The sequence below is a fragment of the Asticcacaulis endophyticus genome (assembly GCF_014652575.1).
GTDB lineage: Bacteria > Pseudomonadota > Alphaproteobacteria > Caulobacterales > Caulobacteraceae > Asticcacaulis > Asticcacaulis endophyticus.
Genome location: NZ_BMZB01000001.1, coordinates 594,224 through 614,953 on the forward strand (window position 1 = coordinate 594,224; position 20,730 = coordinate 614,953).

Consider the following 20,730-nt stretch of genomic DNA (forward strand, 5'->3'; position numbering starts at 1 on the left):
CCTTAAATCTTAGTTTTAGCTTTTGACGCTTAAAGCGTGCGCTTAATTTCTTCGACGGTGAAACACTCGATGAAGTCACCGGCCTTAAGATCCTGGAAGCCGTTGAAGGCCATACCACATTCCTGACCAACCACGACCGAATTGACCTCGTCCTTGAAGCGCTTGAGCGTCGAAAGGACACCCATTTCCTGAATGACGATGTTGTCGCGCAGGATACGCACACGCGCCCCCTTCTCGACACGGCCTTCAGTAACGCGACAGCCCGCAACCCGGCCAACCTTGGAGATGTCAAACACCTCAAGGACTTCGGCATTGCCGAGGAAGGTTTCGCGCTGGATCGGCGCCAGCATGCCTGACAGCACGCCTTTGATATCATCGATCAGGTCGTAGATGATCGCGTAGTAACGGATTTCCACGCCTTCACGTTCGGCCAGATCACGCGCCTGCTTGGAGGCCCGGACGTTAAAGCCGATGATCGGAGAGTTGGAACCCTTGGCCAGTTGGACATCAGATTCCGTAATCGCACCGGCACCCGAATGGATGATCCGTGCACGGACTTCGTCGGTCGCCAGCTTATCGAGCGAGCCGATAATCGCTTCGGTCGAGCCCTGAACATCGGATTTGATGATCAACGGCAGTTCCTTAAGGCGCTTATCCTGCAACTTCGACATCATGTCGGTCAGAGAGACGGCACCGACCGGAGCCACCATCTTTTCGCGACGCAGACGCTGACGGTACTCAGTGATTTCACGGGCACGGGCATCGCTTTCGACCACGGCCAGAGTATCACCGGGATCAGGCGCGCCGTCCAGACCGAGGATTTCCACGGGCTCAGACGGACCGGCCTCAGCCAGTTGTTCATTGCGCTCATTAATAAGCGCGCGCACGCGGCCCCAGCTAGAGCCGGCCACAACAATATCGCCGCGTTTCAGCGTACCGCGCTTGACCAGAACCGTCGCCACCGGACCCCGGCCCTTATCGAGCTTGGCTTCGATGACCACGCCTTCGGCGGTACGGTCAGGATTGGCGCGCAGATCGAGCACTTCGGCTTGCAGCAAAAGAGCTTCAATCAGATTATCAAGGCCGAGACCGGTCTTGGCCGAGACTTCGATAATCTGCGTGTCACCCCCCAAAGCTTCGACGACGACTTCGTGTTGCAGAAGTTCGTTGATGATGCGCTGCGGGTTCGCCTCGTGCTTATCCATCTTGTTGACGGCCACGATCAGCGGCGTCTTGGCGGCGCGGGCATGGTTAATGGCTTCGATGGTCTGCGGCATGACGCCGTCATCGGCTGCCACCACCAGCACCACGATATCGGTGACATTGGCACCACGGGCACGCATAGCCGAGAAGGCGGCGTGACCTGGGGTATCCAGGAAGGTAACCTTTTCACCCGCAGGCAAACGCACCTGATAGGCACCAATATGCTGGGTGATGCCACCGGCTTCGCCCGCCGCCACATCGGCTTTACGCAAAGCATCCAGCAGCGAGGTCTTACCGTGGTCAACGTGACCCATAACCGCCACGACCGGGGGACGCACAACGGTGTCGTCCGAATGGTCTTCGGCGTCAATAAAGCCTTCTTCGACGTCCGATTCCGAGACGCGCTTAACCGTGTGACCAAATTCGGTCGCGACCAGTTCGGCGGTATCGGTATCAATGATGTCGTTGATCTTGAGCATCATGCCCTGCTTCATCAACATCTTGATGATGTCAACGGCACGGACAGCCATCCGGTTGGACAGTTCCTGCACAGTAATCACATCAGGAATAATGACCTCACGGGCCGCACGGGTCTGCTCGGCCTGTGAACCCTTACGCTTTTCGCGCTCGCGTTCACGGGCACGGCGCACCGACGCCAGTGAGCGCATCCGGTCAGCCGAGCCCTCACCGTCACCGACAACAGCTTGCAGAGTCAGCCGGCCTTCGCGGCGCTTAGGTTCACCACGGGTTTGCGAAACGGCCTTGACGGGCGCGCCCGCCTTGCCGCGCTTGCCACGGGCATCATCATCTTCACCGACGCGGCCACGGACATCAGCCGGCTTACCGGCAGGCACAGCGCCGCGCGATGAACGGATGCGGTCAACTTCGGGTGTCGCGGGCGCATTGGCCGAAACGCCTACGCCAGGACGCGGCGGACGCGGCGAATTGGCAGAATAACGAACGGTTTCACCACCGGCAGGTCTTGGACGATCGCCTTGCGGTCTGTCACCCTGCGGACGGTCACGGTTAAACGGCGGACGATCCCCTTGAGGACGATCACCCTGCGGGCGGTTGCCCTGATAACCCGGACGATCCCCTTGGGGGCGATCACGGTTAAACGGCGGACGGTCACCTTGAGGTCTATCCCCTTGAGGACGATCGCCTTGTGGGCGATTGCCCTGATAACCGGGACGATCCCCTTGCGGGCGGTCACGGTTAAATGGTGGCCTATCACCCTGGGGACGGTCGCCTTGCGGACGATTACCCTGATAGCCCGGACGATCCCCTTGAGGGCGGTCGCCTTGCGGGCGGTCGCGGCCAGCTTGATAGGTCGTGGTTGGCCGATCACCTTGCGGGCGGTCATTGCGGCTATCGGGGGTGCGCTGATCATAGCGCGGACGCGGTTGATCTTCGCGCGGCGCACGGGCCGGACGCGACAGGGCCTGATCGATAGCCGGATTAAGTTGAACCGAAGGCGTTTCCGCCTTAGCGGGCTCAGGGGCCGGTGTCGGGGCCGGTGCGGCCACTGGCGCAGACGCCTCTGACTTAACAGGCTCAGCCGCAGGTGCGGGCTTTGACGCGTCTTCGACGGCGCGGCGGGCGGCATCGGCCTGCTGACGCTGACGGGTTTCCGTCTCACGGCGCTCCTGATCGACGCGCGCTTGCTCGATCACGCGGCGACGGGCATCCAGCTCTTCCTGACGCAAACCGCCGGGATTGCTACCTTGCGGCGGGCGCCCTCCGGATTGGGGACGTTGCTGGCCCTGATTTTGTGTATTTTGCGGCTTGGGCGCGGCCATATTGCCTTCGATACGCGACCCACCGGCTGGCGGCGGCACACCAATACGGCGCTTGGTTTCCACCACCACGGTCTTGGAGCGGCCATGGCTAAAGCTTTGCTTCACCGTGCCGGTCGACACACTGCCGCCGACACGCGGCTTCAAGGTGAGAGGTGCCCGTGTATTGTCGCCTTTCGGCCCGTCGTTCTTATCGTTCGCGTCGCTCATTCGCTAGCTTATAATCCTTTAGGAAACGAAGATCGTTTCGCTCAACTACCAAGTCCGCAATATTGCCAAAAATGCAGGCTATGGCCCGCTTAAGCAATGAATTGTGGCGTTCTCATACTGCCTTGGGCCTCAAAATACTAGGCATAATAGCCCCAAGGTCGATAATTCATCCGCGCATTAGCGTATTAATCGGGTGCTGTGGCTTGCGCACCCTCCGTATAGTTCCAGCCCGGTGGTACCAGTGGCACAAACCCTGACAGGCGCGTCACTTCATGCTTCCAGCGCCTGATGCGCTTACCGTTCACCAGCGCCAGATGGACCGCGTTCTCAAGGCCCAGCGCCAGACTTAGCTCGTCATTACTGAAGAGTCCGCACACCTTCGGCGAAACCGAAGCCCCGCTGCCAACCGCTCTGGCGAGTGCCAAAATCTTTGAACGTCCGTCATCGGCACTATCCGTCGCTTCGATAATCCACGCCGCCTTACCGGAGCGGATAGCCGCCATGACCTTTTCAAAGCCTGAGATAATCTCGCCTTCACGACGCGCCATCCCCAGCAGATCAAGACAACGCCTGCGCAACAGATGACATACCGTATCCGACAGATCGGCATTCGCCTTGACCTGACGCTTAGCCGCACGGGCAAACAGGTTCTTTTTGACGGCCAGATCAAGGCTGTCACGCGACGCCTTAACCCACAGGCCACGGCCCGGCAGCTTTTGCAGCAGATCCGGTGTCACCTGCCCGTCCGGGCCAATGACAAAGCGGATCAGGCCCGCCACATCCGACGCTTCACCAGAGGCGATGTCACGACGCTTCAGCCCCTTCACATGGGCAGGCTCGCACAGGATTTCAACCCCGTCCTCGGCAATCCGTTCAAAATCGGACGCCGAAGACAGGTTTAGATCGTTATGAGGGGTTACAACCGGATCATTGTTCGGGTTCGGCGACATCATCTGCGGTCGCGCTCCCTTCATCATCTACGCCTTCGACAGCCGAGTCATCAAGACCGGCATCGTCAAGATCGGCATCCTCAAACTCAGGCTCAGGCGGGGCTTCAGGGGCTTCGATCCAGCCGGCGGCGACGCGGGCATTGAGGATCAAGCTTTCCGCGTCCGGCACCGACAGGCTGAAGCTTTCCAGCGCACCGGCAATCTTAACCCGGTCAGCGCCGCGCTGCTCATAGCCGCCGCGGATTTCGTCGGTCGCCAGATCAGCGAGATCTTCAACCGTCTTCACACCCGCTTCACCCAGCGCGACAGCCATAGCCAGCGTGAGGCCATTGACGGTCAGCAGATCATCATCGACACCCAGAGCCACACGCTTGGCATCCAGTTCCGCCACTTCTTTTTCAAGGAAGTCACGGGCACGGGCCTGAAGTTCGGAGGCGGTGTCTTCGTCAAAGCCTTCGATGACGGCGATTTCGTTTTCATCAATATAGGCCAGATCTTCGACCGTCGTGAAGCCTTCGGTCACCAGAAGCTGAGCGATAACTTCATCGACATCGAGCGCTTCCTGGAACAGAGCGGTGCGCTCGGCAAATTCCTTCTGGCGGCGCTCAGAGTCTTGGGACTCGGTGATGATATCGACTTGCCAGCCGGTGAGTTGCGACGCCAGACGCACGTTCTGGCCTCGGCGACCGATCGCGAGCGACAGTTGCTCATCCGGCACCACCACTTCGACGCGGTCTTCTTCTTCATCCAGAACCACCTTGGACACTTCGGCCGGCGCCAAAGCGTTTACGATGAAGGTCGCGTCATCCGGCGACCACTGGATGATATCAACTTTTTCGTTTTGCAGTTCGGCAACCACCGCCTGAACGCGCGAGCCGCGCATACCCACACACGCCCCGACCGGATCGATCGATGAGTCGTTCGAGAACACCGCCATCTTGGCGCGCGAACCGGGGTCACGCGATACCGACTTGATTTCGATCACGCCGTCATAAACTTCCGGCACTTCCTGGGCGAACAGCTTGGCCATGAAGCCGCCATGAGCACGTGAAAGCATGATCTGCGGGCCCTTGGTCTCACGACGCACGTCATAGATATAGGCGCGGATGCGGTCATTGATCTGGAAGGCTTCGCGCGGGATCGACTGATCGCGGCGCATGATGCCTTCGCCGCGACCAAGGTCAACCACGACATTGCCGTATTCGACCCGCTTAACCGTGCCGCTGATGATTTCACCGACGCGGTCTTTATATTCATCGTACTGCCGCTCACGTTCGGCTTCGCGCACCTTATGGGTGACCACTTGACGAGCCATCTGGGTCTGGACGCGGCCCAGTTCAAACGGCGGCAGAACTTCCTCGTAAGTCTTATCGACAAAGGCTTCCTTGTCGTCTTTCAAAGCGTCGGTCAGGGATTTTTGCGCGTATTCGTTTTCAAGTTCCTCGTCCGGCACCACGGTCACATAGCGGGTGATGGCCATTTCGCCGGTCTTGGTATCGATCTTGACGCGGATATCGTGATCAGCGCCGTAACGCGAACGCGCGGCCTTTTGGATGGCCTCTTCGATGGATTCAATGACCACATCCTTGCTGATCTGCTTTTCGCGCGCGACCGCGTCGGCGATTTGCAGCAGTTCAAGGCGGTTGGCGCTAATTCCGGTAAAGCTCATTGGGTGCGATCCTTATCGTCTTCATTATCTTGTTCGTCATCGAAGTCGTCATCATCAAACGCTTCGTCATCAAAATCTTCGTCGTCGTCATTGGCAACGACACCATCATCGGCGTCATCGCCCTCGTCAAAATCGTCTTCGTCCTCACCAGCCTCGCGGCGCGCGGCGGCTTTTTCAGCCCCCTGCTTCAGCAGCTCGTCGGTCAGGATCAGCTTGGCCTCAACCACCCACGCGAACGGCATGAGCGCGGTCTCTTCTTCGCCCTCAAGGTCGATGGCGACATGATCGTCCTCAATCCCAGCCAAAATACCGCGAAAGCGCTTACGCCCCTCAGCCAGCCGGTCAAGCTCGATACGGGCTTCTAATCCCTCATAGGTCACAAAATCCTTAAGGCGCGTCAGCGGCCGGTCGATACCGGGCGACGAAACTTCAAGAATATATTCACCGGTGATCGGATCAGCTTCGTCCATATAGGCCGAAATGGCCCGCGACAGACGCGCGCACTGGGCGACATTGATGTCACCGTCGGTTTTACGTTCCGCCATGACCTGCAACCGGCGCGCCCCGTCGGGCTTATTGGAGCCCATCAGGCGCACCCGCACGATATCAAGGCCCAAAGCCTCGGCAATCGGGTCGAATATCTCGATAAGCTTACGATCTTCGGTCGTTTTGGCGCGCACGCTAGGTACTGTCTCCGTTAGAATAGTCCGGTTTGTGCATCATTTCGTTGCGCTAACGCTTCGCTTTTTGAGCGCCAAAGCAACCCATAAGGCAACAAAAAAGCGGCTGGCCTTTCTATGGGCCGCCGCCGATGGCCCGAAGGCATCCGGTCGATGTTGAAGCCTATATAGAACCGGATTTCACATTTGCCAAGTTCTTTCTTAAAGACGCGATTTCAATCCAGCGTGTGATCAAACTTGCGACAGGGCCGCTTTTATGGTTTGCCTGAGCGCTCATTTTACGGACGCCACCACCTTGTCTCAGACCGAACTGCCTGCGGAATCCAAAGCCCCTAAATCGACCGGACTGGTTAAGTCGTCGATGATCTATTCGGGCTTTACCCTGATCAGCCGGTTCATGGGTCTGGCGCGCGACCTGGTGGTCACGGCTGCGTTAGGGGCATCCGGCACGATCATGGCCGACGCCTATGCGACCGCCATCAGTTTTCCGAATCTGTTCCGCCGCATCTTTGCCGAAGGTGCCTTTACCGCCGCCTTTGTGCCCGCTTATTCGCAGGTGCTGGAAAAAGACGGTAAGGACGCCGCCGACAAACTCGCCCGCGATGCGCTGGCGACCTTAAGCGCTTTTACGATTGTCCTTACCGTTGTTATCCAACTGGCCATGCCGTGGCTGATGACCGTCTATTCGTCCGGCTATCTCGACAACCCTGAAAAGTTCAACTGGGCGGTATTACTGACCCAGATCACCATGCCCTATCTGCCGTGCATGGTGATCGTCGCCTTATTGTCCGGCGTTTTGAACGCGCGGGGGCGGTTCATTGTTTCGGCCGTTGCCCCTACCGTCATGAACCTGTTCATGCTGCTGGCCGTCCTGCCGTTCCGTAATAATCCGCAGGACGCCGCCGTCGCCCTGTGCTGGGCCGCCGCCACATCAGGCGTTGCTCAGGCGGGCCTTCTGGTGTGGGGATGTCGCAAAACCGGTGCCAAAATCGGTCTGGCCCGCCCGACCTTAAGCCCCGAAATCAAGGGCCTGATCGTGTTGGCGGTGCCCGGCGCTTTAGCTGCCGCCGCCACCCAGATCAATATCTTCGTCTCGCAATGGTTTTCAGGCAATGTCGATGGCGCCCGCACCTGGATGAGCGTGGCCGACCGGCTCTATCAGTTGCCGCTCGGCCTGGTCGGCGTCGCCATCGGCGTGGCGTTACTGCCCACCCTGTCAAAGGCCGTGCAAGCCGAAGATCACGACCGCGCCCAAACCGCCATGGATGAAGCGATGGTGTTTTCCATGGCCCTGACCCTGCCCGCTGCCGCCGCTTTATTGTTCATGCCGTTTTTCCTGATCGACGGCCTGTTTTCACGCGGGCTGTTTACGGCCCATGATGCAATGGAAACCGGCAAGCTGCTGTTCCATTACGGCTGGGGCGTTCCGGCCTTTGTGCTGACCCGCGTCCTGACCCCGGCTTTTTTTGCGCGCCGGGACACCAAGGGGCCTATGAAGTTCGCGCTGGTGTCGGTAGCACTCAATGTCGCCCTGTGTGTTGCGCTCTACCCGATTATGGGTGTGCCGGGACTGGTGGTCGCGACCTCCGCGTCGGCCTGGTCGAACGTCATACTGATGGTCATCACCCTGATACGCCGTAAGGTCTGGTCGCCGTCGCTAAAGGCGCAAGCGTCATTGCTGAAAATCATCATCGCCGGCCTCGGTATGGGTGTCTTTTGCGCCGCCGCCAGCTATTTCCGTACCACCCTTGAGCGCCCCCTGCCCGATGTCGCGGCCAAGGAAATCGCCATTTTAGGCGTTTGTTTCGCTGGCATTTTGGTTTATGGCGGTCTGCTGATCCTGATCGGCGCGGTGAAACCGGCCGATCTCAAACGCATAGTGAAACGACAAAAGTAATCTCATGGCCACGCAACGCATTCTGTCCGGTATTCAGGCGTCCGGTTCGCTCCACCTCGGCAACTATCTGGGCGCGCTCAAGAAATTCGCCGACATGCAGGCACTTGACGCTGAGCGCTACTATATGATCGCTGACCTGCACGCCATCACGGTCTGGCAGGACCCGGCACAGTTGCTGTCGCAGACCCGCGAAATCGCCGCCTGTTACCTGGCCGCCGGTGTAGATCCGGACAGGTCGGTGATCTTCCCGCAATCGGCGGTGCCGGGCCATGTCGAACTCGGCTGGCTGTTCAACTGCGTGGCGCGTCTGGGCTGGCTCGACCGCATGACCCAGTTCAAGGACAAGGCCGGTAAGGACAAAGAGCGCGCCTCAATCGGGCTCTATACCTATCCAGTGCTACAGGCCGCCGATATCCTGCTCTACAAAGCCACCCACGTCCCGGTCGGCGAAGACCAGCGCCAGCACCTTGAACTGACCCGCGACGTCGCCAAAAAATTCAATCACGACTATAAGGTCGATTATTTCCCTCTGCCGGAAACCCTTTATCAGGGGCCGGGCGCGCGCATAATGTCGCTTCGGGATGGCACGGCCAAGATGTCGAAATCCGACCCGTCGGACAATTCGCGCATCAACCTGACCGACGATACCGACACCATCGCCTCCAAGATCAAAAAAGCCAAGTCCGACGCCGAAGTCCTGCCGTCCGAAGAGGCGGGCCTCGAAGGCCGCGCCGAAGCCAAAAATCTGGTCGGTATCTATGCGGCTTTGGCAAGCGTATCGGTAGCGGACGTACTTAGCGATTTCGGCGGTAAAGGTTTTGGGGCGTTCAAGCCCGCTCTGGCTGAGGTGGTGGTGGACAAGATGTCGCCTATCTCTGAGCGCCTGCGCGCTTTGCTGAACGACCCGGCTGAAATCGACCGCGTGCTTCGCGCCGGTGCCGATAAGGCGATTGAGGTTTCCGCGCCGGTGGTGGCTGAAACGAAGAAAATCATGGGTCTTTGGAACTAAGGGAATTGGGATTATGAAGCGTTTTTTAGCCTTAGGTGTTTTCGCCCTTACGCTCGGTGCCTGCTCTGACGCCCAAAAGACCGACGGCAAAGTCTCCGAAGTCATCGGCGTATCCGTTTCCGAAGACAAGGGCGTCATTAAAGTCACCTCAACGGTAGACAAAAATGGGTCTAAGATTGAGGCTGAGTTTGTCCTGACGAATTACGGCATGCGCACCCCGCTGGGCCAAAACCCCAATACCGGCGCCTATGTCACGATTGAGAATACCGGCAAAACCGACGAGCGATTAGTCTCGGCATCCTGCGCTTGCGCGGCGCGTACCGAATTGCACACCATGTCGATGGCTGACGGCCAGATGTCGATGTCTGCCGTCCCGGAAGGCTTTGAAATCAAGGCTGGCGAAAAACTGGTGCTTGCCCCCGGCGGCAATCACATCATGCTATTCGATCTGAGCACTCGTCCTGCCGATGGGGCCACTCAGAAAGTCACCCTCGTGTTTGAAAAAGCCGGCGAGATCACCATCGATATGCCAGTATCCATGACACCTGCCGCACCCGCCGCACACTAGATCATTATGATTTCTGATAGAAACATAATGATCCAGATTTTGTTTTAAGTCCCTCGCCGGGCGGTGGCTCCGCCACCTTGGCCGCCGCCGCAATGGCGGCTTGAGCGGAATGATGCCACCAGAAATCATTCCGCTCTAAATCCCTTTCAGGAAATCCACAAAGGCGGCGATGGTGTCTTTGGTAGCCTGCCGGTGATGACGCATCGGCTGGTTCGGTGGCCAGTCGATGGCAAAGCCCGGTTCGTCATAGGCATGGGTGGCGTCGAAATTTCTGATCTCCAGCGGCAAACCCTGCGCTTTCAGGTCAGCAAACACCGAATGTGTAAAATCTCTGGCCGTAATGTGATCCTGACCTGAGACGATCAGCATCGTCTTCGGCCACCAACGCCAGCCGTGCTTAGGCGTGCGTGATTTTGGCCCAATGTAGGGATAAACCAGAAACAGCCCCGTAACCCCATGCAGCAGATCAGACGTTTCCGGCTCCAAGGTCATCAGATCCATGATCGTCCAACTCCCGTGGCTCCAGCCGGCCAGTACGATCCGGTTCGGATCAACATCGGCGCGTTGTTTCACCCCCCACAGGGCGGCCCGCACATCGACGGTACGCTCATGGCCATGGAATAAGATCAGTGTACTGATGAATATAAATGAGAACCAGCGCTTCCAGCCACGGTGACCGTAAGAATCGACAACAAACGCCCGCCACCCGGCCGTGGCGGCCGCCTTAGCATAGTCATGCAGGTGCGACCTTATCCCGCCGGAGCCATGAAACAACAGTACCGCCGGACGCGCAGCCTCATCATCCGGCCCATAGACCGTTATATGCGGCATCAGTTTTTGCCAATGCCCGCCGATGTCGAATCTTTGCGTCACACCTCAACGTCCGTCAATTCAAACACCCGGTCAATAAATGCCATCATCGCCTGCAAAGACGCTTCGGTTGCCGCCTGATCATATTTCATGATCGCATTGCCAAAGCTTTCTTCCTCAAAGGCATGGGTGGCCTTGAGTGTCAGGGTCTCAATCGGCACCCCATCGTCTTTCAGGCGCTGGTAGACCTTCTGCGCACCCTTCACCGCCGACAGGTGATCCTTATCGGCCATGACCGCAAAGGTTTCAGGCTTATAGTGCCAGTTACGGCTGATGCTGCGCGCGGGAAAATTGAGATAGCTATAGACCAGAAACAGTCCCGCCACGGATTTCAAAATCTCAGGATCGGGATCAGCTAGCCCGGCCTCGCCCTTACGCGTCAGTTTGTGGGTCATCAGGTCCATGATCGACCAGCCGCCGTGGCTCCACCCGGCCAGCATAACCTTATCGGTTATCACGTCCGCCCGACTCGCGACACCCCACAGGGCCGCCAGCACATCCCCCGCCCGCTCATCGCCCTGAAACACCGCCCCCGAACACACCATACTGGTCGCAAATAACCGGCCCCAGCCCCTGGGCGCAAAGGAGTCGACCACAAACGCTCGCACCCCCGCCAGCACCGCCGTTTCCGCATAGAGATGGATATGGGGCCGCATGCCGCCGCAGCCATGAAACAGGAGGATCGCCGGACGCGGCAGATCATCCTTCGGGCCAAAAACCTCTATATAGGGTTCCAGCTTATGATAACGTGCGCTAACCGTATCCAAAACACCCCCATAAACTCAGCACAAACCGCCACATTCACGGTTGCAATTCAATCTATGTTGCCATCATAGTGCCTGCCTACCCATATCTGTCAATCGGACGCGCCCAAAATGACCACACCCAGAACCGCCCAACACCCGATCCTGCCTATGTTCACCGAGCGTTGGTCGCCCCGTGCGTTTTCGGACAAGACGGTAACCGAAGCCGAAATCCTGACCCTGCTGGAAGCCGCGCGCTGGGCACCGTCGGCGTCAAACCTGCAACCGTGGCGGTTTATTTACAGCCTCAAAGGCACGCCGGAATTTGATCAGATGGTTGAGCTTTTGGTGCCGTTCAATCAGGGCTGGGCCAAGGGCGCCGCCGCTTTGATTTTTACTGCCGCCGTGACCACCTTTGATGGTGAACGCCCAATCCCGACCCATGCCTTTGATGCCGGTGCGGCGTGGATGTCGCTGGCCCTGCAGGCCCATAGTATGGGGCTGATCACCCACGGCATGGGCGGTGTTGAGTTTGATAAGGCAACCACCGCGCTGAGCCTGCCCGATAATCTGAAACTGATCATGGCCATTGCGGTCGGCTATCACGGCGATCCGGCCACCTTGCCCGAAGGCTTGCGGGCGCGAGAAGCGCCGTCCGATCGTCAGCCGCTGGAGGTCATGGCCTTCAAAGGCACGTTCTCTGGTGAGATCAAAGCCCCGTAAAACGTAAAAGGGCGGGAATGATCCCGCCCTTTTTTCTAATCAAGCCGCCATTGAGGCGGCGGCCAAGGTGGCGGAGCCGCCGCCCGGCGAGGGACTAATCTAGTGCCTGAATACGCGGATGCCGGTAAAGGCCATGGTCAGGCCCGCCTCATCCGCCGCCGCGATAACATCGGCATCCTTGATCGACCCACCCGGCTGAATAACGGCCGTGGCACCCGCCGCCGCCGCCTCAAGCAAACCGTCCGGGAACGGAAAGAAAGCTTCGGACGCACAGGCCGAACCCTTGGCCAGAGAGTCCGCCAATCCCAGCCCCTCGGCGGCTTCTTTGGCGCGCAAGCTGGCGATGCGGGTAGAATCGCGCCGGTTCATCTGACCGGCGCCAATCCCCGCCGTACGGCCATCCTTGGCAAAGACCACAGCGTTGGATTTGACGTGCTTGGCGACCGTGAAGGCAAACAGCATGTCCTGAATTTCAGTCGGCGTCGGCTGGCGCTTGGTGACGATCTTAAGATCAGCCGGGGTAATGCGGGCCGTGTCACGCGACTGAATCAGCAGGCCCCCGGCGACTGAGCGGAACACATTGCCACCGGCCAACGGATCAGGCAGCGAACCCGTCACCAGCAGGCGCAGATTCTTTTTGGCGGCGAACACCTCGATCACATCGTCATCAACTTCGGGAGCGACAACGACTTCGGTAAAGACTTCAACGATCTTTTCGGCGGTCTTACGATCCAGACGACGGTTGAGGGCCACAATCCCGCCAAAGGCCGACACTGGATCGCACTCCAGCGCGCGTTGATAAGCGCTGATCAGATCCTCACCGACCGCCACACCGCACGGATTAGCGTGCTTGACGATGACGCAGGCGGCCTGTGTCGCCGGATCAAACTCAGCCACCAGTTCAATGGCCGCATCGGTATCGGCGACATTGTTGTAGCTCAGTTCCTTGCCCTGAAGTTGACGGGCGGTGGCCACACCCGGACGGTTCTCACCGGTCTTGTAAAACGCTGCGGTCTGATGCGGATTTTCGCCGTAGCGCATGGTCTGAAGACGTGACGCGCCGATGGTGAGGCGCTCAGGGGCGGTGTCGTTCAGTTGGGCCGCAAACCATGTGGAAACCGCGCTGTCATAAGCTGCGGTACGCGCAAACGCCTTGGCCGCCAAGGATTTGCGCAGCGCCAAGGTCGTGCCGCCGGTCTCAGAAATGGCCGCCAGCACCTGATCGACGCCCGCCTTATCAACGCACACCGCTACATAGCCGTGATTCTTCGCCGAAGACCGGATCATCGCCGGACCGCCGATATCGATGTTTTCAATCGCCGCCTCGAATGCGCCTCCCGCCGCAATGGTCGCTTCAAACGGATAGAGGTCGATCCAGACGATGTCGATCGGCGCGATATCATGATCGGTCAACGCCTTGGCATGTTCGGGTGCATCCCGGTAGGCCAGCAGACCGCCGTGCACTTTCGGATGCAGGGTCTTAACCCGGCCATCCATCATTTCCGGAAACTGCGTCAGATCGGCCACGTCCTTGACCGGCACACCCGCCGCCGAAATGGCCGCGCGCGTTCCGCCCGTAGAGATAATCTCAACCCCCGCCGTGTGCAGGGCCTTAGCTGCCTCAATCAATCCGGTCTTATCGGACAGTGAAATCAGGGCACGGACGGGTTTTGAGAAATCAGGAGCGGGGGGAAAATCAGGTGCTGTGGGCATGGAGCATCCATATGTGGGGGAGGAATTGCGCGCGGTTTACAATACAAACACCCGGATGACAACAAGGGCCACAGGCCCTTGACCCGTTAGTTGGCGCAAGGCGAGGGTTTCGATGACTATCGGGTGCAGGGCCTGCGGCCCTGCGACTTATACTAATCGGCGGGGGCTAGTTTCCAGCGGACTCTCGTCGGCCCATCCAGTCGGCACACGCCCCTTAATGCCACCGTCGAGGTTTTGCGTAACTGGCCTTTTTCAAACAAGTTGCCATGCTCTATGGTGACCTCTTTGGCGTCATGGCGCAGGGTCCAGCCTCGACCGCTTAAACCCCGCAATAAAACGCTTTTCCGGTCGCGCGACAGCGACACCTGCACATCCGGATGCAGCAAAAAGCGAATAGTGAACGGTGCGGCCATCGGCAGGTCAGGTTTGGCCTCGACCGGCACTAAACGGTCTTCGCCGCGCAGTTCGTCCTTATGCGGATCAACAAACAGCCGCCGCTCATGTTTCAGGCCGTACTTAGGCCGCCAGCCTTCGTGCTCCATCTCAAGCAGGGCGCCGGACTCATCCGATTCCACCCGACGGCTGCGCACACGATACCGCAACCCCTCCAGCGTAAAGCCCAGAAGTTCAGCAAACTTCCCGCTGACCGGATTGAGGATAGCACTTTCGCCGATAGTGACCGTATTGGCGGCACCCGCAACGCGAAATTCCTGACGCTCAGACTGCGGTGGTGACCAGCCTGGCCCGATAATCAGCTTATCAAAGCCGCCCGATACCTCAAACGTCAGCGGATGATCGCAAGCACCATACCCCAGCAGCCCCGATTTAGGCTCACCGGCATCGGCAAAGACCAGCAAGGATCGCCCATTCAGCCGGTGATAACGGCCATGCTCAAGGAATGTGGCGACCCGCGCCTGGGCATTGGGGCGGTTATCCTCATGCACCAGAGCCGGTGTCACCTGCTCTGCGGGTAAGGACTCTGAGCCCTGAAACGCACACAGCGATCCGTCAGGGTGGGTCAGCGTGCGCACGGCCCGCGTCAGTTTTTCGATATAGTCGGCAAGGTACTCCGGCAGCGGCAAGCCACGTTGCGACAGGGCATCCTCAAGCAGCAGCAAATCATAGAGCAGGTTTAAGCCCTGCTCCGGATTGCGTGAGGCATGGCAGCCATCCGGCAGGACGGTGCGCTTCAACGCCTTGGGTAGCAGCCGTAAGCCGGTCTTACGCAGGTTATCACCGGCCTTACCGCCGAGTACACAGCCGACCAGCACCAGCGCCACCGCCTTTTGCGCAAACCATGACAGGTTACGCGGCAACCGCAGCAGATGACGCGCCTGCTGCACCAGCGACTGGGCCATAAGGCCAGCTTCTTCCTCACTGGCAAAGGACGCAATTTTACGGGCAAACACACTGACATTAATCAGGCGGCGGGCCAGAATTTCCTGACCCCACACAAACGGCGTCCAGGTGCGAAAGGTCTTATGCCACAGCATATAGAGCCGAAGCCCTTCTCTCGCTCCGGCATCGCCCTGCGTCATCAGGTGCATCAGCCATGAAAACCGGTGCAGCTCCAGCGCAAAACCGCGATTGGGGCTGGGCCGGTTCCACGGATCGCCGGACCCCTGAACGCTCATGCGCGCCCCGGCAAAAGCATACCGCCCGGACAGAATGGCTTTGCCCACTTGAGCCGAGGCCGGTCTCACCTCATGGGGCGCCGCCTGAAACCCGTCAACCGCGGCCCCGCCCAGCGTAAAGCGATAACCGGGCATACCGAACACTTCGGCGCCGATCTGCTTTAAGGCAAAGGCCTTGACCACGGCCAGCCACGGCACGCGGGCACCGGATTGCTGGCTTACAGGGCTGGACGACTCGTAATTCAGCATAGGCGGCTTAAAGGCCTTTCAGGGTCTTGATGTTCGAGGCATACATCGACGGGCCGCCCTTAAACACAGCCGTACCGGCGACCATAGCCGTAGCACCGGCGGCAATGCATTTGTGGTAATTCTTATCGTTGACGCCGCCATCGACCTGCAGGATCGCCGGGTGGCCGACGCGGTCAAGTTTGACACGGATGGTCTCGATTTTACGCAATTGATCGTCGATAAAGCTCTGGCCGCCAAAGCCCGGATTGACGCTCATGACCAGAATAAGATCGAGGTCATCCATGATCCATTCCAGCCCCTCAATCGGCGTGGCCGGATTAAGCACGACACCGGCCTTGGCACCTAGGGTACGGATCTGGCGCAGAGTACGGTGCAGGTGCGCGCCCGATTCAGGATGCACGCTCATGATATCAGCCCCGGCGGCGCGAAACGCCTCAAGATAGGGATCGACGGGCGCAATCATCAGATGCACATCGAATGGCAGGTGTGAGTGCGGGCGCAGCGCCTTCACCACATCCGGCCCGATGGTGATATTGGGCACGAAATGGCCGTCCATGACATCGATATGCACCCAGTCCGCGCCCGCTTCGGTAATGGCGCGCACTTCTTCGCCGAGCTTGGCAAAATCAGACGCAAGGATCGATGGGCAAATGAGAGGTGTGGTCATGACAGGCTCAAGTGGTATCAGGTTAAAGACAGTGGGCGGCAGATGGTAAATGAATGGCTAACAAGCGGGCATGATATCATCACAGCCGCTTTAAATGCGCGACAAAGAATCCGTCCTGCCCACCTTTGCGATGGTGGGGCAAAAGCCGCAACCAGCCTTCAGCCGTCACATCGCGGGCATCTAAGCCCAATTGGTCCTGAGCAAAAGCGGTATCAACGGCGGCGGTAGTAAAGTCTTTGTTACGACGCAGGAAGGCCAAAACTTGCGTCTCGCCCTCTTCGCGCTCCAGTGAGCAGGTCGCATAGACCAGACTGCCACCCGGTTTGACGCGCGTGGCCACCGCATCCAGCATCCGGTGCTGAACATCGGCCAGCTTTGACACTTCTGACGGCTTGGCTGCCCATAGCACGTCCGGCTGACGGCGGAACGTGCCGGTGGCCGAACAGGGCGCGTCCAGCAGCACCACGTCGAATTGCCGGTCATCGTCAAAGCTTTCCGCATCGACGCAGTGGGTTTCAGCGCTGAATTTCAGGCGGGTCAGGTTTTCCTCAACGCGCTTCAGGCGGTTTTTGGAGCGATCCAGCGCCACAACCTGCGCCCCCTTGGCCAGCAGTTGCAAGGTCTTGCCGCCCGGTGCCGCGCAAATGTCGATGGCGGTTTTGCCGGTCAGATCACCCAGAAGTGCGACCGGAATGGCGGCGGCGGCATCCTGCACCCACCACACACCGTCGTCATAACCTGACCAGGTGCGCACATCGCCGCGCAGGTTAGAGCGCAGGGTCAGCCCGCCGATGGCTTCGCCCTCCAGCGCCTCGGTGTGGGCCTTAAGCGCATCCATATCGCGGAAGGTCAGGTCAGTCGCCGGTTCCTCGGTCAGGGCCATAGCAATGCCGCCAGCCGACTCTTCGCCGTAAGTCGCCTTCCAGCGCTGCCACAGCCAGTCGGGCACCAGCCGCTGCGGATTGACATCTTTAAGGCCGCCCTCACGGATCAGGCCGCGCAGGATAGCGTTGATCAGGCCCTTAAACGGGCGGGTATTGTTATTGCGCTCGGCCAGCTTGACGGTCGTTGAAACGGCGGCGAAATCCGGCACCTGCATGAAGAAAATCTGCGCCATACCGATCCGCAGCAAAGCCTTGGGGGCATCTGGCGGCATTTTCTGGGTCTTCTTGGCGATGATAAAATCAAGCTGACCCAACCGGCGCAGCACCAGCAAGGCCAAGGCACGGGCAAAGGCGCGCTCGGATTCACTCAAAGCCATAAATTCTGCCGACGATCCGGCCTCATCAAACCCGTTACGCTTGGTCTGCGCGGCGGCGATCAGGTCAAGGGCGGCAATCCGCGCCCGCAAACCGATATCGTTATCCAGCGTTTCAGCGTCATCCAGAATACGGGGATTAGGTTTGCCACCCGATTTCGGGGCAGAACGCGGTTTTGACATGTAAGATCCTAAGAATAATAAAGCCGTCCTTTACAGGAAAGGACGGCTTGACTTCAACCTTGCAAAAACAATTAAACGGTAGGCACGCTGGTATAGGCCTGTGACTTACGGCTGGCGCCCATGCGACCGGCCAGTTCAAACAATGCCTTGACCCGGTTATCGGTATTGGGGTGGGTCGAAAACAGGTTGTCCATACGCTGCCCCGACAGCGGATTGATAATGAACATGTGCGCCGACGCCGGATTGTGCTCGGCCTGATGATTGACGATGCCACGCGCATAGGCCTCAATCTTCTTCAGGGCGCGGGCAAGGCTTTCCGGGTCGCCGCAGATTTCAGCTCCCATTCGGTCGGCGTCATATTCACGAGCCCGCGAAATGGCCATCTGCACGATCATGGCCGCAATCGGCGCCAGAACCGCCATCAGCAGCACGACCACAATATTGGGCCGGTCTTCGTCATTACCACCGCCAAAGAACATGGCAAAATTGGCGATGGATGAGATAGCCCCGGCCAGAGTCGCCGTGACCGTCATGATCAGGGTATCGCGGTTTTTAACGTGGGCCAGTTCGTGGGCCATAACCCCGCGGATTTCATCGCGATCCAGAATTTGCAACAATCCGGTCGTGGCCGCTACCGCCGCATTTTCAGGATTACGGCCCGTCGCAAAGGCATTGGGCTGATCGTTCTGGATGATATAAACCTTGGGCATCGGCAAATTGGCCCGGTGCGCCAATTCAACAATATCGTCGTAATAGTTGCGCACCAGCGATGATGGTGCATTCGGCCCGACCTCTTCGGCGCGGTAGGCCTTAAGCACCATCTTATCCGAATTCCAGTAGGCGAAAATGTTGAGCGCCAGCGCTAAGCCCAAAGCGATCAACATCCCCGTAGGCCCCGCCAAGGTCAGGCCGATGACGCCGAACACGGCGGTCATCCCTGCCAGAAGCATAAAGGTCTTTAACGGGTTCATCGGGTGGTATCTCCTTGTGAGAATGGGGGTTCAGGTTTAGATATTGCGATGAACCCCGGCGATTTCAAGAGGATCACACCACATGGCCAGCGATAAACCCGACACCGCGTCCGAAATCCCAGAACCCATTCCTGCCAAGGCTTTAACGCCGCAAGCCCAGCGCGCTTTGGCCGAAGCGGCTGAGCGTCGCGCACAGGCCGATGCACTGGAGCAGGCCCGCCTGAAAGACATCGAAGAGGGCGGCCCCGCAGGCTTAGAACCCACTCGCTACGGCGACTGGGAACGTAAGGGCATCGTCACAGATTTTTAGCAGGGTCACAGACCCTGCACCCTGAACTTGGAGCAAACCCGTCATTGGTTTTGGATATCGGGTGCAGGGGACAAGTCCCCTGCGTAATGCCTCATAATTACTTCGCCGCCGGACGCACAACCCGCGGTTCAAGGTTTTGCTTCACCTCGCGCGCATCAAACGCCATGGCATCATTCGCAGGCTTCGGGCCCTTACCGAAGATAACCTCGGCATTGGCTTCGTAGCGGCGGAATTCCTGGGTATCGACCTCATCAAAGGCGCTGTAGCCAAAGCCCCAACGGCTCCAGCGGTTGCGCTGATAATAGCGCCACGACAAAGATCCATAAAACGGGCTGTAGAACGGGTCGCGGCTGACCGTTGTGCGATAGGTCTTGTTTTCTTCGGTATTGCGGTGGGCCAAGGTAAACCAGTCATAGCCGTTTTCCAGCGTCAGTTCTGCCGCGCGGAACAACATATAATCCTCAACCGTCTCCCGCGGGGTTGAGGTATTGCCGGAGAAGCTCAGGCGGTAACGGTTGCTCTCAATCCGCTGCTCCTGATAGCCACGGGCAAAGCTGGCGGACGATTTCGGGTCTGCCGGCTGATAAGGTGTCGGCGTCGCACAGGCCGCGAGCGTCAGGGCGGCAACACTTGTAAGAGCCAGTAAAATTTTACGCATTGGTTTCATGTCAAATTCCCCCGCTGTATGCGGTTATACTATCTCCCCCAAAGCTTATACGTCAATGTGGCTTTAATAGGTCACTTATAAAGGCCGCATCATCAGTAGCTCGTGAGCCGCATGATAAAAGATCATGGCGGCAATCCCCATCAGCAGCACGCCAACCAGCAGATCGAACTTTTGCTTATTGTGCGGATCATTGAGCACTTTCGCCAGTCCGACCGCCCCTAACCCGTAAGCCGTCATGGAAATCATATCCATGCCGATGGTCGTGGCGGCAAAGACACTCATCTGCGCGGGCATGGGTCGGGTGATATCGACAAACGGCGGCAGGACGGCGCTGAAAAACAGCGTCACCTTGGGATTCAGGATCTGCACCCCAAAACCGCGCTTAAAGGTTAGCCACAGGCTATCTGAAATCATGGTCGCGGGCAGGGCTATCGTTTCCCCGGCAAGGTTCAGCCCGCTTTTGAAGGTATTAAACCCGATCCAGCCGAGATAGAGCGCACCCAACACCGCGATAAGCTGAAACACCAGCGGCACCGCCAGTATCAGCAAGTGAAGCCCAAAGGCGGCGGCGATAAACCAGATCAGGGTCGCGGCATTCAATCCGGCTATGGCCGAAAAGACGTGGGCAGGCTTACCCGATCGTCCCGTGGCTATAGCAAACAGATTGGCAGGCCCAGGCGCTATCGCCATGACGAACATGGCGACCAGAAAGGCGGAGAACTTGGACGGATCGACGGGCAGGGTCATAGGGGCGCTGAGT

The 20,730-nt window shown here is 58.6% G+C and carries 18 protein-coding genes; 5 read left to right on the forward strand and 13 right to left on the reverse strand.

The genetic code is table 11. From position 1 onward, the window contains the following. Positions 1-29: 29 nt before the first annotated feature. The 4 genes from infB to rimP form a co-directional block, all read right to left on the reverse strand. Positions 30-3,209, reverse strand: a complete 3,180-nt coding sequence (gene infB / locus IE102_RS02745; RefSeq protein WP_189484840.1) for a translation initiation factor IF-2 — start codon at positions 3,207-3,209, stop codon at positions 30-32. 185 nt (positions 3,210-3,394) lie between these two features. Continuing rightward, positions 3,395-4,159: an RNA-binding protein gene (locus tag IE102_RS02750; protein ID WP_373295587.1), complete on the reverse strand. Its 765-nt coding sequence runs from the start codon at positions 4,157-4,159 to the stop codon at positions 3,395-3,397. Further along, positions 4,137-5,828, reverse strand: coding sequence for a transcription termination factor NusA (gene nusA / locus IE102_RS02755; protein ID WP_189484842.1), 1,692 nt, complete (start codon positions 5,826-5,828; stop codon positions 4,137-4,139). The genes IE102_RS02750 and nusA overlap by 23 nt, the downstream gene beginning before the upstream one ends. Next, positions 5,825-6,508, reverse strand: a complete 684-nt coding sequence (gene rimP / locus IE102_RS02760; RefSeq protein WP_189484843.1) for a ribosome maturation factor RimP — start codon at positions 6,506-6,508, stop codon at positions 5,825-5,827. The genes nusA and rimP overlap by 4 nt, the downstream gene beginning before the upstream one ends. Positions 6,509-6,764: 256 nt before the next feature. Here rimP and murJ point away from each other — a divergent pair, with 256 nt between their 5' ends. Genes murJ through IE102_RS02775 form a run of 3 tightly spaced genes read left to right on the forward strand, consistent with a single transcriptional unit; the run spans position 6,765 to position 9,982 of the window. Further along, on the forward strand, positions 6,765-8,405 hold the full coding sequence (gene murJ, locus IE102_RS02765; protein WP_189484844.1) for a murein biosynthesis integral membrane protein MurJ: 1,641 nt from the start codon (positions 6,765-6,767) through the stop codon (positions 8,403-8,405). A gap of 4 nt (positions 8,406-8,409) precedes the next feature. Next, a complete protein-coding gene (gene trpS, locus IE102_RS02770; protein ID WP_189484845.1) occupies positions 8,410-9,414 on the forward strand; it encodes a tryptophan--tRNA ligase in 1,005 nt (334 codons plus the stop codon). A 13-nt stretch (positions 9,415-9,427) separates the two neighbouring features. Further along, positions 9,428-9,982 carry a copper chaperone PCu(A)C gene (locus IE102_RS02775; protein WP_189484846.1) on the forward strand — a complete coding sequence of 185 codons (555 nt, stop codon included), beginning with the start codon at positions 9,428-9,430 and terminating at the stop codon, positions 9,980-9,982. A 135-nt stretch (positions 9,983-10,117) separates the two neighbouring features. Here IE102_RS02775 and IE102_RS02780 read toward each other — a convergent pair whose 3' ends face one another. Next, complete coding sequence (locus IE102_RS02780) at positions 10,118-10,855, reverse strand: dienelactone hydrolase family protein (RefSeq protein ID WP_189484847.1); 738 nt, start codon at positions 10,853-10,855, stop codon at positions 10,118-10,120. Further along, positions 10,852-11,619 carry a dienelactone hydrolase family protein gene (locus IE102_RS02785; RefSeq protein WP_189484848.1) on the reverse strand — a complete coding sequence of 256 codons (768 nt, stop codon included), beginning with the start codon at positions 11,617-11,619 and terminating at the stop codon, positions 10,852-10,854. Before IE102_RS02785 ends, IE102_RS02780 begins: the two co-directional genes overlap by 4 nt. A gap of 108 nt (positions 11,620-11,727) precedes the next feature. Here IE102_RS02785 and IE102_RS02790 point away from each other — a divergent pair, with 108 nt between their 5' ends. After that, positions 11,728-12,318, forward strand: a complete 591-nt coding sequence (locus IE102_RS02790; RefSeq protein ID WP_189484849.1) for a nitroreductase family protein — start codon at positions 11,728-11,730, stop codon at positions 12,316-12,318. A gap of 99 nt (positions 12,319-12,417) precedes the next feature. On the opposite strand, the gene purH is transcribed toward IE102_RS02790, so the two are convergent. The 5 genes from purH to htpX form a co-directional block, all read right to left on the reverse strand. Next, positions 12,418-14,031, reverse strand: a complete 1,614-nt coding sequence (gene purH / locus IE102_RS02795) for a bifunctional phosphoribosylaminoimidazolecarboxamide formyltransferase/IMP cyclohydrolase (protein ID WP_189484850.1) — start codon at positions 14,029-14,031, stop codon at positions 12,418-12,420. 152 nt (positions 14,032-14,183) lie between these two features. Then, positions 14,184-15,914, reverse strand: coding sequence for a heparinase II/III family protein (locus IE102_RS02800; protein WP_189484851.1), 1,731 nt, complete (start codon positions 15,912-15,914; stop codon positions 14,184-14,186). Between the two features lie 7 nt (positions 15,915-15,921). After that, positions 15,922-16,581: a ribulose-phosphate 3-epimerase gene (rpe, locus tag IE102_RS02805; RefSeq protein WP_189484852.1), complete on the reverse strand. Its 660-nt coding sequence runs from the start codon at positions 16,579-16,581 to the stop codon at positions 15,922-15,924. 79 nt (positions 16,582-16,660) lie between these two features. After that, on the reverse strand, positions 16,661-18,022 hold the full coding sequence (locus IE102_RS02810; RefSeq protein ID WP_189484853.1) for an RsmB/NOP family class I SAM-dependent RNA methyltransferase: 1,362 nt from the start codon (positions 18,020-18,022) through the stop codon (positions 16,661-16,663). Positions 18,023-18,093: 71 nt separating this feature from the next. Then, positions 18,094-18,993, reverse strand: a complete 900-nt coding sequence (gene htpX, locus IE102_RS02815; protein WP_189484854.1) for a zinc metalloprotease HtpX — start codon at positions 18,991-18,993, stop codon at positions 18,094-18,096. Between the two features lie 82 nt (positions 18,994-19,075). Between htpX and IE102_RS02820 the strand changes: the two genes are divergently transcribed. After that, on the forward strand, positions 19,076-19,303 hold the full coding sequence (locus IE102_RS02820) for a DUF1674 domain-containing protein (RefSeq protein ID WP_189484855.1): 228 nt from the start codon (positions 19,076-19,078) through the stop codon (positions 19,301-19,303). Positions 19,304-19,400: 97 nt separating this feature from the next. Here the strand turns inward: IE102_RS02820 and IE102_RS02825 are convergent, their stop codons facing one another. Then, entirely contained in the window at positions 19,401-19,970 is a 570-nt protein-coding gene (locus IE102_RS02825; protein WP_189484856.1) for a CC0125/CC1285 family lipoprotein, read from the reverse strand. Between the two features lie 75 nt (positions 19,971-20,045). Continuing rightward, positions 20,046-20,717, reverse strand: a complete 672-nt coding sequence (locus tag IE102_RS02830) for a LysE family translocator (RefSeq protein ID WP_189484857.1) — start codon at positions 20,715-20,717, stop codon at positions 20,046-20,048. Positions 20,718-20,730 lie beyond the last annotated feature (13 nt).

Bases quoted from the DNA above. Each gene is read 5' to 3' on its own strand.
- infB (WP_189484840.1), bottom strand. From the start codon at position 3,209: ATGAGCGACGCGAACGATAAGAACGACGGGCCGAAAGGCGACAATACA.
- IE102_RS02750 (WP_373295587.1), bottom strand. From the start codon at position 4,159: ATGTCGCCGAACCCGAACAATGATCCGGTTGTAACCCCTCATAACGAT.
- nusA (WP_189484842.1), bottom strand. From the start codon at position 5,828: ATGAGCTTTACCGGAATTAGCGCCAACCGCCTTGAACTGCTGCAAATC.
- murJ (WP_189484844.1), top strand. From the start codon at position 6,765: ATGGTTTGCCTGAGCGCTCATTTTACGGACGCCACCACCTTGTCTCAG.
- trpS (WP_189484845.1), top strand. From the start codon at position 8,410: ATGGCCACGCAACGCATTCTGTCCGGTATTCAGGCGTCCGGTTCGCTC.
- IE102_RS02775 (WP_189484846.1), top strand. From the start codon at position 9,428: ATGAAGCGTTTTTTAGCCTTAGGTGTTTTCGCCCTTACGCTCGGTGCC.
- IE102_RS02790 (WP_189484849.1), top strand. From the start codon at position 11,728: ATGACCACACCCAGAACCGCCCAACACCCGATCCTGCCTATGTTCACC.
- purH (WP_189484850.1), bottom strand. From the start codon at position 14,031: ATGCCCACAGCACCTGATTTTCCCCCCGCTCCTGATTTCTCAAAACCC.
- IE102_RS02800 (WP_189484851.1), bottom strand. From the start codon at position 15,914: ATGCTGAATTACGAGTCGTCCAGCCCTGTAAGCCAGCAATCCGGTGCC.
- rpe (WP_189484852.1), bottom strand. From the start codon at position 16,581: ATGACCACACCTCTCATTTGCCCATCGATCCTTGCGTCTGATTTTGCC.
- IE102_RS02810 (WP_189484853.1), bottom strand. From the start codon at position 18,022: ATGTCAAAACCGCGTTCTGCCCCGAAATCGGGTGGCAAACCTAATCCC.
- htpX (WP_189484854.1), bottom strand. From the start codon at position 18,993: ATGAACCCGTTAAAGACCTTTATGCTTCTGGCAGGGATGACCGCCGTG.
- IE102_RS02820 (WP_189484855.1), top strand. From the start codon at position 19,076: ATGGCCAGCGATAAACCCGACACCGCGTCCGAAATCCCAGAACCCATT.
- IE102_RS02825 (WP_189484856.1), bottom strand. From the start codon at position 19,970: ATGAAACCAATGCGTAAAATTTTACTGGCTCTTACAAGTGTTGCCGCC.
- IE102_RS02830 (WP_189484857.1), bottom strand. From the start codon at position 20,717: ATGACCCTGCCCGTCGATCCGTCCAAGTTCTCCGCCTTTCTGGTCGCC.